Raw genomic sequence first — 15214 nt, forward strand, 5'->3', positions numbered from 1 at the left:
GCCGTGTCGACCACTCGATCGCTGCCCGCGGCGCGGCTGGCTGAAATCGACGCGCTCCTGGCGTCGACAGACCAACTGCTTGCCACGAACTATCCGGGCGACGACGGCTCCCGCCAACCCGTGCACACCGTGTACGTTCCGGCCGATCGCTACACGCCGTCCTTGCCTGCACAGTGGGGCGAGCAGGCGCTCGCCGCGGCGGATGCCCATGGCGGGCTCGGCGCGCTCAGTGCGCTGCTCGGGCAGGATGCCGCGGTTGCGGCTGCGGTTGTGCCGCGCGTGCTCGCGAAGCTTGAAGTCGAACCGATCGAGGATCTTCGGCTCGATTTCGAGGACGGCTACGGCAATCGCTCGGACGACACCGAGGACGCCGATGCGCTCGCCGCGGTTGCAGCCGTCACAGCTGCAGTGTCGGCGGGGGTTGCGCCGCCGTTCATCGGCATCCGATTCAAATGCTTCGAGGCGGCGACGCGCGCACGAGGGTTGCGCACGCTCGATCTGTTCGTCTCCGGCCTGGTCGGGGCGGGCGAATTGCCGGCCGGACTCGTGCTGACACTGCCCAAGGTGACAACCGTCGCGCAGGTGCGAGCCATGGAGCTGGCCGTCGCGTCGCTCGAGCAGGTGCACGGGCTGCCGGCCGGGCGACTGCGATTCGAGGTGCAGGTGGAGACGCCGCAGTTGATCCTCGGCGCCGATGGCACCTCGCCGGTGGCGCAGTTGCCGCACGTGGTTCCCGGCCGGATCAGCGGGCTGCACTACGGCACGTATGACTACAGCGCATCGCTGGAGATCGCCGCGCAATACCAGTCGATGGAACACCCGGTCGCGGACTTCGCGAAGCAGGTCATGCAGCTGGCGGCCGCGGGCACCGGCATTCGACTTTCGGATGGCTCGACCAACGTCGTGCCCGTCGGCGCCGGTGTCGAAGACGCCTGGCGCCTGCACGGCAGGCTCGTGCGGCGCTCGCTGGAGCGCGGTTACTACCAGGGCTGGGACATGCATCCTGCCCAGTTGCCGTCTCGGTTCAGTGCGACGTATGCGTTCTATCGGGAGGGCTACGCGGCCGCGGCTGTGCGGCTGCGCAACTATCTGGGCGGTGTCGCTGGAGCCGTGATGGACGAACCCGCAACAGCACGGGCACTCGCCGGCTTCGTCTGCCGGGGGCTGGACTGCGGCGCGCTCAGCGCTGACGAAGTCGAACGGGACGTTGCGGTACCGGTTGCGAGGTTGCAGGAGTTGGCGCATCCGGGGTTGCATGCGCATCCGGAGTCCACATTCGAGACGAGGAACAGATCATGAGCACCTACTATTCGCCCGAGGGCGGACTGCCGCCGCAGACCACACTGCTTACCGATCGCGCGATCGTGCGCGAGGCGTACACCGTCATCCCCAAGGGTGTGCTGCGCGACATCGTCACGAGCAACCTGCCCGGCTGGCGCAACACGCGGTCCTGGATCATCGCCCGACCGATCGCAGGCTTCGCCACGACCTTCTCACAACTGATCGTCGAAGTCGGCGCCGGCGGCGGCAGCGATGCGCCGGAGGCTGAGGCCGGTGTCGAGGGCGTCGTGTTTCTCACGCAGGGCGCGCTCGAGTTGACCTTGGACGGTACCGTCCACCATCTCGAGCCCGGCGGCTACGCCTATCTGGCGGCAGGGGCCGCATGGTCGGTCGCCAACGACAGCGACGGGCCGGCCACGTTCCAGTGGATCCGCAAGGCCTACGAACCGCTCGAGGGTTATTCAGTGTTGTCGTTCGTAACGCGCGATCAGGATGTTGCACCCGTCGCGATGCCCGGCACGAACGACGCCTGGGCGACGACACGTTTCGTCGACCCGAACGACCTCGCCCACGACATGCATGTCAACATCGTCACGTTTGCACCCGGCGGCACGATTCCGTTCGCCGAAACCCACGTGATGGAGCACGGGCTGTATGTGCTCGAGGGTAAAGCCGTCTACCGGCTCAACGACGACTGGGTCGAGGTCGAGGCAGGCGACTTCATGTGGCTGCGTGCGTTCTGCCCGCAGGCCTGCTACGCCGGTGGGCCCGGCCCGTTCCGTTACCTGCTCTACAAAGACGTCAACCGGCAGATCCGCCTGACGTAGTCGCGCTAGCTTTCGAACGGGTTCACGATGCGCGCGCCGAGGTCGGCGACATCGTGCACATTCCGGGTGACGAGCGTCAGGTCGTGCGCGATGCACGTTGCGGTGAGCAGCGCGTCGATGACCGGGATCGACCGAATGGTGCGGATGCGGCCCCACGCCTGTGCAGTGGCGACATCCACCGGTACGATCCGATCGCCGAAATGCTCGTGAAGCGTGCTCAGCCACTCGTCGAGGCGGTCGGCCTGTTCGGTGTCGCCTCGCCGGCGCACTCGCTCGATGCCGTAGCGGATCTCACCGACGGTGAGCACGCTGACGACGAGTTCGGCCTGCGGGATGGTGTCATACCAATCGCGTACGCCTGCATTTGGCTGCATGCGGCGAAGCTCCGACACGATGTTCGTGTCAAGCAAGTAGCGAGTCATCCGTCGAACTCGGCGAGGCGCTCGGGGTCGATTTGCCGGTCAGGGAACTCAAGTGCGTCGAAGGATGGCCCTGCAAGCAGGAAGTCGTGGAAGGAGGGCCCCGAGTCGTGTGTGGCTCGGAAGTCATCGATATCGACCAGTGCCGCGACCGGTCGCCCGTGCCGGCTGATGATCTGCGGCTCTCCTGACTCGGCGGCGCGCACCAACTCGCTGAAGCGCTGCTTTGCCTCCTGTACCTGCCATGTCGCACCCATATGTCAAACGCTACACTCAGTCGATCAATCTGTCTAGTCTGTCTAGATAGTTTTGCCCGCCTGATGTGCCTCTTGACGCCTGCGCCGCGCTGACGTATTCTTTTCACACCGCAGAATAATAATCTCGCAATGCGGAAAAGTATTGAAACCAAACCGAGTGACACGACGAGGATACGACGATGACGTACACGGTGAACTGCTCCATCCTGTTGACGGAGTTGCCCTTGCTTGAACGCCCGGCCGCCGCGAAGGCTGCGGGCTTTGACGCCGTCGAGTACTGGTGGCCGTTCGCCCGTTCGGTACCGGGCGACGCCGAGCTTGATGCGTTCGTCACAGCCATCCGCAACGCCGGCGTGCAGTTGACCGGCTTGAACTTCAACGCCGGGGACATGCCAGGCGGCGATCGCGGACTAGTCTCGTGGCCTGCCCGCTCGAACGAGTTCCGCGACAACATCGACGTTGTCGCAGGCATCGGCAAAGAACTCGGCTGCCGCGCGTTCAACGCGCTGTACGGCAACAGGGCCGACGATGCCAGTGCCGCGGAACAGGATGCCGTTGCCATAGAAAATCTGGCCGCCGCGGCCGCCGCGGTAGCCGGCATGGACGGCATCGTGCTGCTCGAGCCGGTCAGCGGTGCAGAGCGCTATCCGCTGAAAACCGCGGCGGACGCCCTGGCCGTCATCGAGCGAGTCATCGCGCAATCCGGGGGCACGAACATCAAGCTGCTCGCCGACTTCTACCACCTGGCCGTCAACGGCGACGATGTCGCGTCCGTGATCGGGAACCATGCTGCCGACTTCGGCCACATTCAGATTGCGGACGACCCAGGACGCGGCGCCCCCGGCACCGGGACACTGCCGCTGGCCGACTGGCTCGCACGGAGCACCGAGCTCGGCTACCAGGGGTACATCGGCCTCGAGTACAAGGCGCCGCGCGAGACCGCATTCAGTTGGCTCGCCGCGTAAGCGGGTCTCGATACGCCTGCTCGCTGCGCTCGCGGGCTACTCGACCACCAATAGAACGTAAAGGACTTTTCAGATGAGCAACGTCACCGTCATCGGGCTCGGCATCATGGGCCTGCCCATGGCCGTCAACCTGATCAAGGCCGGCCACACCGTCACAGGCTTCAACCGCAGCCAGGCCAAGATCGACGCACTTGTCGCCGCAGGCGGCACCGGCGCGACCAGCATTGCGGATGCCGTCAAGGACGCCGACATCATCATCACGATGGTGCCGGACTCACCCGATGTCGAGGCTGTCGCCTCCGGTGCCGACGGCATCCTGGCCAACGCGAAAGCGGGGGCAATCTGGGTCGATGCCAGCAGCATCCGCCCGGATGTCGCGGCGCGACTTGCGCAGGACGCCGCGGCTGCCGGCATCCGCCCGCTGGACGCGCCGGTCTCCGGTGGCGAGCAGGGCGCGATCGACGGAGTGCTGTCGATCATGGTCGGCGGCGACGCCGCCACCTTCGAGGAGGCGCGCCCGATTCTCGAGGCGGTCGGCAAGACGATCGTGCACGTCGGGCCGTCCGGCGCGGGGCAGACCGTCAAGGCCGCGAACCAGCTGATCGTGGCGGTGAACATCCAGGCGCTGTCTGAGGCGATCGTGTTTCTCGAGGCCTACGGTGTCGACACCGATGCCGCCCTGAAGGTGCTCGGCGGCGGGCTCGCCGGCTCGAAAGTACTCGACCAGAAGGGCCAGAAGATGCTCGATCGCAACTTCGCGCCCGGCTTCCGACTTGAGCTCCACAACAAGGATCTCGGCATTGTCACCGCCGCCGCACGCGAAGCCGGAGTGGTCACACCGCTCGGCGCCGCGGTAGCGCAACTCGTCACAGCCATGGTGAACCAGGGCGACGGCGGGCTCGACCACTCGGGGCTGTTCAAGCAGACCGCTGCGATGTCCCGGCAGAAGTAAATCACCTACTACCGGGGTTTCGAGACGGCCGCGGGCGGCCTCCTCAACCCGCAAAACAACGTAAGGAGCTTCTCATGACACGCATGCGCACCGTCGATGCCGCAGTGCTGATTCTGGAAAAGGAGGGCGCGACCGAGATCTTCGGCCTCCCCGGCGCGGCAATCAATCCCTTCTACTCGGCCATGCGAGCGCACGGCGGTCTGCGCCACACTCTCGCCCGGCACGTCGAGGGTGCCTCGCACATGGCCGACGGCTACAGCCGCACCGCGGACGGCCGGATCGGTGTCTGCGTCGGAACCTCCGGACCCGGCGGCACAGACATGGTCACAGGCCTGTACGCCGCGTGGGCGGACTCGGTGCCGATCCTGTGCATCACCGGTCAGGCGGCGACCAACAAGCTGCACACCGAAGACTTTCAGGCCGTTGACATCGTGTCGATCGCCGCACCGGTCACGAAGTTCGCGATGACCGTGCTCGAGCCGGCACAGGTGCCCGGCGCGTTCCAGAAGGCGTTCCACGTGATGCGCTCCGGGCGGCCCGGCCCTGCCCTGATTGATCTGCCGTTCAACGTGCAGATGGCCGAGATCGAGTTCGACATCGACACCTACGAGCCGATCCCGGTGACGCCGCCGCGAGCGAGTCGTGCGCAGGCGCAAAAGGCACTGGATCTGCTGACGGCGGCCAAGCATCCTGTGATCATCGCGGGCGGCGGCATCATCAACGCCGGCGCATCGGCACACCTGGTCGAACTGGCCGAACTGCTGAACGTGCCGGTGATCCCGACGCTGATGGGCTGGGGCTCGATCCCGGACGACCACCGGCTGATGGCCGGCATGGCCGGAATTCAGACCTCGCAGCGGTATGCGAACGCGAGCTTCCTCGCATCCGATTTCGTGATCGGCATCGGCAACCGCTGGGCAAACCGCCAGACCGGCGGGCTCGCGACGTACACGGCCGGGCGCACATTCGTGCATGTCGACATCGAGCCGACGCAGATCGGGCGGGTGTTCGCTCCTGACTACGGCATCGTTTCGGATGCCGGGGCCGCCCTGGAGGCGCTGATCGCGGTCGCCCTGGAGCGGCAGGTCGCCGGCACGCTGCCGGACTATTCAGCGTGGGCAGACGAGTGCTTCCAGCGCAAGGCGACGATGCATCGCAAGACGCACTTCGACAATGTGCCGATCAAGCCGCAGCGTGTGTACGAGGAGATGAACAAGGCGTTCGGGCCCGACACGACATACGTGTCGACGATTGGGCTATCGCAGATCGCCGGCGCGCAGATGCTGCACGTGTTCGGTGCGCGCAAGTGGATCAACGCGGGGCAAGCCGGCCCGCTCGGCTGGACCGTTCCTGCGTCGCTGGGAGTGGTGCGCGGCAAGCCGGGTGAGAATGTGGTCGCGCTGTCGGGCGACTACGACTTCCAGTTCATGATCGAAGAGCTTGCGGTCGGGGCTCAGCATCAGTTGCCGTACATCCACGTCGTCGTCAACAACAGCTATCTCGGCCTGATCCGGCAATCGCAGCGCGGGTTCGATATGGATTATCACGTGTCGTTGGCGTTCGAGAACATCAACTCGCCCGAAACACAGGGCTACGGCGTCGACCACATCAAGGTCGCAGAGGGACTCGGCTGCAAGGCGATCAGGGTGCTCGACCCGAGCGCGCTCGGCGCCGCCTTCGCCAAGGCCGCGGAGCTGCGCGACCAGTTCCAGGTGCCCGTGATCGTTGAGGTTATTCTGGAGCGTGTGACCAACATCTCGATGGGCGCCGATCTCGACAGCGTGGTGGAGTTCGAAGACCTGGCGCTCAGCGCCGAAGACGCGCCGACCGCCACGCTCGCGCTAAGAGTGTGACCCGCCTATGCGCATCGTGATCGCCCCGGACAAGTTCAAAGGCTCGCTGACCACGCCTGAGGTGGTGCAGCGGCTGGCCGAAGGCATCCGCTCGGTGGCTCCGGATGCGCAACTGGTTGCCATTCCGATGGCCGACGGCGGCGAGGGCACGATCGACGCCGCCGTCGGCGCCGGCTTTCAGCTTCACGCGGCAACCGTCAGCGGACCGACCGGTGCGCCGACGGTCGCCGCGTTCGCAATGCGCGGCCGCGAGGCGTTCGTCGAGCTGGCGCGGGCGTCTGGGCTCGCGGTGCTTCCCGGCGGGGTTCCGGATGCGCTCGGTGCGTCAACGCGCGGCACCGGCGAGCTGATTCGTGCGGCTCTCGATCTTGGCGTGACGCGCATCGTGCTCGGCGTGGGCGGAAGCGCCACGACTGACGGCGGTGCCGGACTGCTGCAGGGGCTCGGGGCACGGTTGCTGGATGTGGATGGCGCTGAGCTGCCCGGCGGGGGAGCAGCGCTGGCGCGGCTGGCTCGCGTCGACCTTGACGGGCTCGATGCCCGAGTTGCCGCCACATCGTTCGTTTTGGCGAGCGACGTCGACAATCCACTGCTCGGACCGACCGGCGCCGCGGCCGTGTTTGCGCCGCAAAAGGGTGCGAGCGCTGCGGATGTTGGCGTGCTCGAGGCCGGGTTGGAGCGGTTCGTAGCGGTGTTGAGCGAGGCATTGGGCGACGGAGTTGCCGCGGGTGCGGCCGCAGAGGCAGCGGGTGCCGCGGGTGCTGGCGCAGCGGGCGGCACGGGGTTCGCAGCGCTGGCGGTGCTCGGCGCCACCCGGCGCCCGGGCATCGACGTTGTGCTCGAGCTGACGGATCTCGCGGGGCGGATGCGCGGCGCGGACCTCGTGATCACCGGCGAAGGCAGCCTCGACGAGCAGACCCTGTTCGGCAAGACCCCGATCGGCGTCGCCCGGGTCGCGGCAGAGCAGGGCATCCCGGTGTGGGCGGTCTGCGGTCGCACACCGTTGAATGCGCAGCAGTTGAAGGCGGCAGGTTTCGAACGCACCTTTGCGCTGACCGACCTTGAACCGGATGTCGCCACCTGCATCCGCGACGCTGGCCCGCTTCTCGAGACGCTCGGTGCGCGCATCGCGGCCGCGGCCGAGGCTGCCACAGTGCGCACGTTTGCGCAGCGTGCGCCAGTTGAAGTGGCGCATGGCGCGGAAGGTGGCGCACCAAGCGACGGGCAGGCGACCGACGAGCCGTTCGACCTGGTCATCCGTGGCGCACGCATCCTGGCGAGCGGCCTCACGCTGCGCCCGTTTGCGCAGGGTGCGCCAGTTGAAGTGGCGCATGGCGCGGAAAGTGGCGCACGAGGAGACCAGCCGCCGCGCAACCTCGTCGGCGACCGCACAGACAACACAGACCGCACAGACAACACGGACAACCCGGACAACCCGGACAACACGGTCGGCACCGGCATAATTGCGGCAGAAGTCGGCGTGCGCGATGGAGTGATCGCGGCCATTGTGCCGACGGGGAGCGGCGAACTCGGCACAATACTCCGCGGCGTGCGCACCATCGAGCTCGCAGCGGACGAGATTCTGCTGCCCGGCCTGGTCGACACCCACGTGCATGTGAACGAGCCGGGGCGAACCGAGTGGGAGGGCTTCGCATCCGCAACGCGAGCCGCTGCGGCCGGCGGTGTGACGACGATCATCGACATGCCGTTGAACAGCATCCCGCCGACCACGACCGTGGAAGCGCTCGCGCTCAAGCGCGACGTCGCGCGGGACCAGGTCTTCGTCGACGTCGGCTTCTGGGGCGGCGCGATCCCCGGCAATGGTGCCGACCTGCTGCCGCTCTACGAGGACGGCGTCTTCGGCTTCAAGTGCTTCCTGCTCGACTCCGGTGTCGATGAGTTCCCGCCGCTCGGCCCCGAGGAGCTGCGTGCCGACATGGCCATCCTTGCAACGGTCGACGCGCGCATCATCGTGCACGCCGAGGATCCCGGCACCATCGAACACGCGCCCGATCCGTTCGGGCCCGGCTACGACCGTTTTCTTGCATCGCGCCCGGCCGAGGCCGAGAACACGGGTATCGCCACGGTGATCGCCGGCGCCCGCGCGACCGGGGTGCGCGCGCACATCCTGCATCTGAGCTCCGCTGAGGCGCTGCCGGAGATCGCGGCGGCCCGCGCAGACGGCGTCGCCCTCACGGTCGAAACCTGCCCGCACTATCTGACCCTGGCGGCCGAGCGCATTCCGGATGGCGCGACCGCCTACAAATGCTGCCCCCCGATCCGGGATGCCGCAAATCAAGACCGCCTCTGGGCCGGGCTGATCGACGGCACGATCGACTGCATTGTCTCGGATCACTCGCCAAGCACACCCGAGTTGAAGCAGCCCCTCGGCGGGGACTTTGGGGTGGCCTGGGGCGGAATATCATCGCTCCAGCTCGGGTTGTCACTCGTGTGGAGCGAGGCGAAGCGGCGCGGCATCGGTTTGGAGCAGGTGGTCGGCTGGATGGCGGGCACGCCCGCCGACTTGGCAGGGCTGCCAGGCAAGGGCAGGATCGCCGTCGGCACGTCGGCGGACTTCGCGATCTTCGCACCGGAGGAGACGTTCATCGTCGATGCGTCGACGCTTCAGCACAAGAACGCGGTCTGCGCCTATGACGGGCAGACGCTGCACGGTGCAGTACGCGCGACCTATCTGCATGGTGCGAGGATCGATTACGAGGAACCGACCGGGCGGTTGATCCGCCGGGCCGGTGCAGATCCACAAGGCGCAGATCTTCAAGACACAGACTCGCAAGACACAGACTCGCAAAACACAGACTCGCAAAACACAGACTCGCAAAACACAGACTCGCAAAACACAGACTCGCAAAACACAGACTCGCAAAACACAGACTCGCAAGGAGCATGAATATGAGCAAAGAACTCACCGTCGGCCAGCAGACACCCGACTTCACATTGCCAGACAGCACCGGCACACTGCGATCGCTGTCCGACTTCCGCGGACAAGACGTTGTCGTGTATTTCTATCCGGCGGCATTCACCGCCGGATGCACGACAGAAGCCTGCGACTTCCGCGACAGCCTGCCGAGCCTGCACGCCTCGGGCTATCAAGTGCTCGGAGTCTCGCCCGATCCGATCGAGAAGATCGCGGACTTCGCCAAGGCCGAGTCGTTGAACTTTCCGCTGCTTTCAGACGTCGGCGGCGCCGTTGCGGACGCGTGGGGTGCGTGGGGAGAGAAGACATTCGGCAAGGACACGCCGGAGGAGACGACTGTCATGGGCGTGCTGCGCTCGACGTTCGTAATCGACCCATCAGGCGTGCTCGTCGGCGCACAGTACAACGTCAACCCGCAGGGGCACGTGGCAAAGTTGCGGGCGCAGCTCGGCGTGTGAATCAGCGCGCGTTGCGCCATTTCGAGCGTGGTGCGCCACTTCAACTGGCGCACCACGCACGACGTGGCGCACGACGTGGCGCAGCGGGTGTCGCGCGCCGGGGGCATCGAAGAAACTGCGCGGATGGTTGACAACGCATCGCACTATCCTGATAGAATTACACATGCTGAAATAACAGTTCCACGATACGAGATTTGCTGATTCAAACGGCAGAAATTGCTCGTATTCGTACACCGTGGATGCCAGCACGTGTAAGAAAGTTGAACACGCAATGTTGGACAAGCGATGAGGCTTGCAGAATTCAACGGGGCACACCGTTCGGATGCGGTGGAGTTGTTGCGCCCCTGCCTTGATATCCGGCGTTGGTATGAGCAAGTCGCCGATGCACGTCCCTACGCCGATCGAGAAGCGGTGTTGCGCGCTGCACGCGAGGCGGCGCATCCGTTCACTGCCGACGAAGTCGCGACGGCAATGTCGCACCACCCGCGAATCGGTGAGAAGTCGAACGAGGGCGGAGCCGTTGCCGCGCACTCGCGCGCAGAGCAGGCGGGCGTCGACACCACCGATGCGGCGACCCAGGCTGCGCTCGCCGACGGCAATCGGGCGTATGAGCAGAAGTTCGATCGGGTATTCCTGATCAGGGCGGCTGGTCGTACGTCGCAGCAGATCCTCGCGGCGCTCACCGAACGGCTTGGGCACAGTGCCGCGGAGGAAGACACCATCGTAGCCGAGCAGTTGCGTGAGATAGCGCTACTGCGACTGGAAGGACTGATCACCGCATGAGCTCTCTCATCTCAACCCACATCCTGGACACGGCGCGCGGGCGCGGCGCATCCGGGGTCTCCGTGCAGTTGCACGGCTACGCGGACGGCGAATGGACCCCCATCGCCGACGGTGTGACCGATGACAACGGCCGCGTCATGCAGTTGGGGCCGGATGCGCTGCCCGCCGGCGGCTATCGACTCACCTTCGACACCGGCGAATACTTCGCCGGACAATCCACCGAGACCTTCTTCCCGGAAGTTCTCCTGACCTTCACCGTCGCGGAGGGCGAGGCGCACTACCACGTGCCGCTTCTGCTGAGCCCGTTCGCGTATTCGACCTACAGAGGAAATTGATCATGACAGACACGACCACAACCCAGAGCAGTGCAACCCAGAGCAGTGCAGCCCAGGACAGTGCAGCCCAGGGCGCGACGGCGCAGAGCGGCAAAATCATCCTGGGCCCGAACCAGTACGGCAAGGCGGAGGTGCGCCTCGTCCGGCTCACCCGCGAGACGCCCAGGCACGAGGTCGAAGATCTCAGTGTCACGTCGTTGTTGCACGGCGACTTCACCGCAGCCCACCTCGACGGAGACAACGCGCACGTTGTCGCCACAGACACGCAGAAGAACACGATCTTCGCCTTCGCCCGGGAGGGTATCGGCTCTCCAGAAGCATTCCTGCTGCGACTGAGCAAGCACTTCATCGCAGACTTCGATTGGGTGACCGGCGGACGGTGGCTGGCGGAGCAGTATCCGTGGGATCGCATCGAGGCTCACGGTGCGGGGCACGACCACTCGTTCGTGCGCAACGGCCAGAACATCCGCACGGCAGCCGTCGTGGTCGAGAACGGCCGCACGCACATCCTCGGCGGGCTGAAGGGTCTGACCGTGCTCAAGAGCACGCAGTCCGGCTTCGTCGGCTACCCGAAAGACCCGTATACGACCCTCAAAGAGACGACGGATCGGGTGCTGTCCACCGACGTGGCGGCACGCTGGCGCTACAACACGATCGACGGCATTGACTTCAACGCGAGTTACCTTCAGATCAAGGCGCTGATGCTCGAGGCCTTCACCGAGAAGTATTCGTCAGCACTTCAGAACACTCTGTATGAAATGGGCAAGCGCGTGCTCGAGGTGCGTGCGGACATTGACGAGATCCGGTTCTCGATGCCGAACAAGCACCACTTCGTCGTCGATCTCGAGCCGTTCGGGCTCGACAATCCAGACGTGGTGCTGTTCGCCGCTGACCGCCCGTATGGCCTGATCGAAGCAACGGTCACACGTGACAACGCGTCGTCGGCCGGCACGGTATGGGATGGCCTGGCTGGGTTCTGCTAACCGTCGGTCGTGGCTTCCAGTCACTGACCTGATTCGTTCATAGTCCTGTTTCGTTCATAGTCCTGTTTCGTTCATAGGGCGCGAAGTGTCGTTTTGACCGATCATTCCGACACTTCGCGCACTAGGAATGAATTCGACGGCGATTATCCGCGAGGCACGGTTCCTGCTGGATGCGACCAGTTGCGCATTGCGCGCATCCGGGCCATTCGCCCAGGCGACCGCTGCATCCGGGTTCATGCCGAACTCGATGTGTCGTTGGATCAGTTGAGGCACCCGAATCGCATCCGGAATGTCGACGAACCACGCTTCGTCAAGCAGATCACGCACCGCGCGCCAGCCTGCGAGCTCGATCAACAGATAGTTTCCCTCCGTGATCACCAGCGGCACAGCTCGCGGTACGGCGACGGATGCCGCGATCGGCTCCTCGAGTCCGCGTCGGTAGGTCGGCGCGTAGACGACGCCCTCGTCGCGAGCACGCAGCCGCCGCAGCAGTGACACATAACCGTCGACATCGAACGTGTCCGGCGCTCCGCGGCGCTGCTCCAACTCGGTGCCGGAGATGATCGACTGTGCGAGATGGAAGCCGTCCATCGGCACGATCACGGCTTCGCCTGGGTCGAACTGGTCGAGCAATCGCTCGGCGAACGTCGACTTGCCCGACCCTGGCGCGCCGACGACGCCGAGGATCAGGCGCGGGGTCGTCGCAAGGCGCTCGCGCAACAGGTCGGCCAGTTCGCTGATTTGCGGAAGGCGAGGCTCGTTCATGAGCCGACCGGCGGCATCCGCAGTTGTGCTCCTTCATGCCGGCAGGTCGCGGCTGCGATCATCATCGCCCGGGTCAGGACGCCGCGCCAGCCGGCGGCATCCGAAGGAACGCCGCCGGTGAGCAGCGATTCGACAATCGAGGCGAGCGTCGCGTCACCCGCGCCCATAGTGTCGATCACTGGCCCCGGTAGGGACATGATCGGTTCGGTCACGCGAATGCCGTCGCGGGTGGCGACGCTTGCTCCGTCGCGGCCGGCCGTGGCAACGACGATCGGGCTGCCGTTCCGCAGCAGGCGCTGTTGCAAAGCTTCCAGGCCCGTTCGATAGAGAAGTTGTGCGTCATCATCGCCGATCTTGCTGAGCAGACTCCGCGACGCCAACCGATCGAAACCGAGACGGAAAGCCGCCTTGTTGTGCAGCATGCCCTCTCGCGGATTGGGATCGATGATCAAGCGTCGCTCGGGCGTGGCCACGGCGGCTTCGAGCGCGGCCAGTTGAGCCGCGTTGTCGAACGGAAAGCAACTCACGACGACGTAGTTGGCGGCATCCAGCGCCGCTCGCACCGCAGTGCCGAAGTCGATACTCCTATTCTGAGCCGCTGTGTTGAATTCGTAGCGCGGTTCGCCCTCTGTGCGATCCGAAACCGCCCGCGAGGAGCCGTACGGCCCGATCGTCGGCAAGAGCGCGACCCCGAACGATGCGGCAAACGAGCGGATGCGCTCGCCGTCTGCGTCGTCGCCGACCATGGCGATCAGCGTCGTCTTCACGCCGAGGATTGCCAGGCCGACCGCCACGTTGAGGGCGGCACCGCCGACGAAGTCGCGTACAACGCTGCCGTCGCGCAGTTCGTCGATCAGGGCATCGCCCACTACGACCACGTGCCGCTCAGTCATGGGCCCAAGCCTTTCATGCGTTCCGTGTGCGCGTTGCGCGCACAAACCGTGTCGAGCCTAATACCGCGGTTGAACCACGGGGGTCGAGCTACCGAACTCGAGCCCAATACTGGAGTGTGGCGCTGCGCCTCGGGCTTGCGTCTAGGGTAGGGAAGTACGGTGATCGCCGGCGCGCGATGCCGTACGTGATCACAGTGGCTGGGGGCGGATGCGCTATGTGGCGAACCTGGCCGCGTCGAATCGCAATCGTGCTGTGCACCATCATCGCCATCGTTGCCATCAGCACGGCTCCGCCGCCGGGCGACCAGGTCGTGAACACCGACCTCGTCAAGCTGTTACGGATGCCGGCCAAGCAAGCGGCTGCGTACGTCAAACTGCACCCTCAGCTCTACATGGATTTGGAGAACGCCGACCCGGAAGCCACAGCGAAGTGGTGGACCAGCCAGACTCCGAAGTATCAGAAGAAGGCGATCGCCGACTGGCCGTCGTACATCGGGAACCTTGAGGGCATCGCATACTCGACACGTGACGTCGCCAATCGCCTCTACCTGAAGACCGCATACGCGAAAGCGAAGAAGGCAGTCGCGCAGCATCCGGGCAGCCCGCAAGCGGCAACGACACTGCAGAGTTTGAAAGCGATCAAAGGCGCGCTCAAGGGATCTCGCCTCTCGCCGCGCCGTTACCTTGTGGAGTTGACAGAGGACCCGAACCCGCTTGCCGCCGTTGCGATCGGTAACCCCGACACCGCCAAGCAGGTGACATTCGACGTTCCCGGTATGGGCACGTACACGACGGACATGCAATTGTGGACGCGGTCTGCCGTCAACGTCTACGAAGCGCAGGGGCAGGTCGGCGCGCCGGCGGCGCGATCCGTCATCGCGTGGATCGGTTACGTCACCCCGCCACCGGGCATCGATGCCGCGCTCGGCGAGTATGCGGCGCGCGGCGCCGTCAAACTGGCTGTGGCGCTCGCCGGTCTGGTCGCCGCGAGAAATGATGACGTATCCGACTTGGTGCTCAATATCGTTGCGCACTCGTACGGCACGACAACGGCCGCGGATGCCCTCGCCGAGCTCGACGGCGGAGTCTACGCGTTTGTGATGCTGGGGTCGGCCGGTATAGAGCCGTGGATCCCGAACGCGAAGGCGTTGAAGACCGAGTACGTATACGCGGGTGAGGCAGCGAGCGATACAGAGGCGCGGCTGGGACAGTCGACCCGGATCGACCCTCGTGCTCCGTCGTTCGGCGCGATCATATTACCGGTCGACGGCGGCGGATCGACGGGACTGCTTCCGGTGACCGGGCATGCCCCCGTGCTGCACTCGCCCTGGAATGACAACCCGATGTCGTCGGCGTGGAAATCGATCACGAACCGCGCTGCATTCGAACGACAATTTGCCGCACACTTCAAGACTTACGGCTATCTGGATGCTGGGACGCAGTCCCTGGTCAACACCGCCATTGCGACGACTCCGGAAGCGAAACAGAAGTTCGTGCGCTAGTTGCCG

The 15214-nt window shown here is 65.3% G+C and carries 14 protein-coding genes and 2 pseudogenes; 12 read left to right on the forward strand and 4 right to left on the reverse strand.

Annotated features, from left to right (window positions below):
• The first annotated feature begins 3 nt into the window (after positions 1-3).
• A complete protein-coding gene (locus QU604_RS00235) occupies positions 4-1299 on the forward strand; it encodes a DUF6986 family protein (RefSeq protein WP_308466792.1) in 1296 nt (431 codons plus the stop codon).
• A complete protein-coding gene (locus QU604_RS00240) occupies positions 1296-2108 on the forward strand; it encodes a bifunctional allantoicase/(S)-ureidoglycine aminohydrolase (protein ID WP_308466793.1) in 813 nt (270 codons plus the stop codon). The genes QU604_RS00235 and QU604_RS00240 overlap by 4 nt, the downstream gene beginning before the upstream one ends.
• Before the next feature lie 5 nt (positions 2109-2113).
• On the opposite strand, the gene QU604_RS00245 is transcribed toward QU604_RS00240, so the two are convergent.
• A complete protein-coding gene (locus QU604_RS00245; RefSeq protein ID WP_308466794.1) occupies positions 2114-2530 on the reverse strand; it encodes a type II toxin-antitoxin system VapC family toxin in 417 nt (138 codons plus the stop codon).
• Positions 2527-2784 carry a type II toxin-antitoxin system Phd/YefM family antitoxin gene (locus QU604_RS00250; RefSeq protein ID WP_308466795.1) on the reverse strand — a complete coding sequence of 86 codons (258 nt, stop codon included), beginning with the start codon at positions 2782-2784 and terminating at the stop codon, positions 2527-2529. The genes QU604_RS00245 and QU604_RS00250 overlap by 4 nt, the downstream gene beginning before the upstream one ends.
• Before the next feature lie 179 nt (positions 2785-2963).
• On the opposite strand from QU604_RS00250, the gene QU604_RS00255 reads away from it, so the two are divergent.
• The 9 genes and pseudogenes from QU604_RS00255 to pucL all read left to right on the forward strand — a co-directional run bounded on the left by QU604_RS00255 (position 2964) and on the right by pucL (position 12048).
• Positions 2964-3749, forward strand: coding sequence for a hydroxypyruvate isomerase family protein (locus tag QU604_RS00255; protein WP_308466796.1), 786 nt, complete (start codon positions 2964-2966; stop codon positions 3747-3749).
• A 73-nt stretch (positions 3750-3822) separates the two neighbouring features.
• Positions 3823-4701 (forward strand): 2-hydroxy-3-oxopropionate reductase, encoded by an 879-nt coding sequence (locus tag QU604_RS00260; protein ID WP_308466797.1) that lies wholly within the window; start codon positions 3823-3825, stop codon positions 4699-4701.
• Between the two features lie 74 nt (positions 4702-4775).
• Positions 4776-6554: a glyoxylate carboligase gene (gcl, locus tag QU604_RS00265; RefSeq protein ID WP_308466798.1), complete on the forward strand. Its 1779-nt coding sequence runs from the start codon at positions 4776-4778 to the stop codon at positions 6552-6554.
• A gap of 7 nt (positions 6555-6561) precedes the next feature.
• Positions 6562-7686: pseudogene (locus QU604_RS00270) on the forward strand (glycerate kinase); the annotation flags it as partial.
• Between the two features lie 327 nt (positions 7687-8013).
• Positions 8014-9306, forward strand: a pseudogene (allB, locus tag QU604_RS00275) (allantoinase AllB); the annotation flags it as partial.
• Positions 9307-9464: 158 nt separating this feature from the next.
• Positions 9465-9947 carry a peroxiredoxin gene (locus tag QU604_RS00280; RefSeq protein ID WP_308466799.1) on the forward strand — a complete coding sequence of 161 codons (483 nt, stop codon included), beginning with the start codon at positions 9465-9467 and terminating at the stop codon, positions 9945-9947.
• A 285-nt stretch (positions 9948-10232) separates the two neighbouring features.
• Positions 10233-10730: a 2-oxo-4-hydroxy-4-carboxy-5-ureidoimidazoline decarboxylase gene (uraD, locus tag QU604_RS00285; protein WP_308466800.1), complete on the forward strand. Its 498-nt coding sequence runs from the start codon at positions 10233-10235 to the stop codon at positions 10728-10730.
• Complete coding sequence (gene uraH / locus QU604_RS00290; RefSeq protein ID WP_308466801.1) at positions 10727-11065, forward strand: hydroxyisourate hydrolase; 339 nt, start codon at positions 10727-10729, stop codon at positions 11063-11065. Before uraD ends, uraH begins: the two co-directional genes overlap by 4 nt.
• A gap of 2 nt (positions 11066-11067) precedes the next feature.
• Positions 11068-12048, forward strand: a complete 981-nt coding sequence (gene pucL, locus QU604_RS00295) for a factor-independent urate hydroxylase (protein WP_308466802.1) — start codon at positions 11068-11070, stop codon at positions 12046-12048.
• A 54-nt stretch (positions 12049-12102) separates the two neighbouring features.
• Here the strand turns inward: pucL and QU604_RS00300 are convergent, their stop codons facing one another.
• Positions 12103-12813, reverse strand: a complete 711-nt coding sequence (locus QU604_RS00300) for a nucleoside/nucleotide kinase family protein (RefSeq protein ID WP_308466803.1) — start codon at positions 12811-12813, stop codon at positions 12103-12105.
• On the reverse strand, positions 12810-13706 hold the full coding sequence (locus QU604_RS00305; RefSeq protein WP_308466804.1) for a carbohydrate kinase family protein: 897 nt from the start codon (positions 13704-13706) through the stop codon (positions 12810-12812). The genes QU604_RS00300 and QU604_RS00305 overlap by 4 nt, the downstream gene beginning before the upstream one ends.
• Before the next feature lie 215 nt (positions 13707-13921).
• On the opposite strand from QU604_RS00305, the gene QU604_RS00310 reads away from it, so the two are divergent.
• The gene (locus QU604_RS00310) at positions 13922-15208 is read left to right on the forward strand and encodes an alpha/beta hydrolase (RefSeq protein ID WP_308466805.1); all 1287 of its coding nucleotides are present in this window, start codon (positions 13922-13924) and stop codon (positions 15206-15208) included.
• Positions 15209-15214: the final 6 nt, after the last annotated feature.

It is taken from the genome of Rathayibacter sp. SW19 (assembly GCF_030866825.1).
GTDB lineage: Bacteria > Actinomycetota > Actinomycetes > Actinomycetales > Microbacteriaceae > Rathayibacter_A > Rathayibacter_A soli.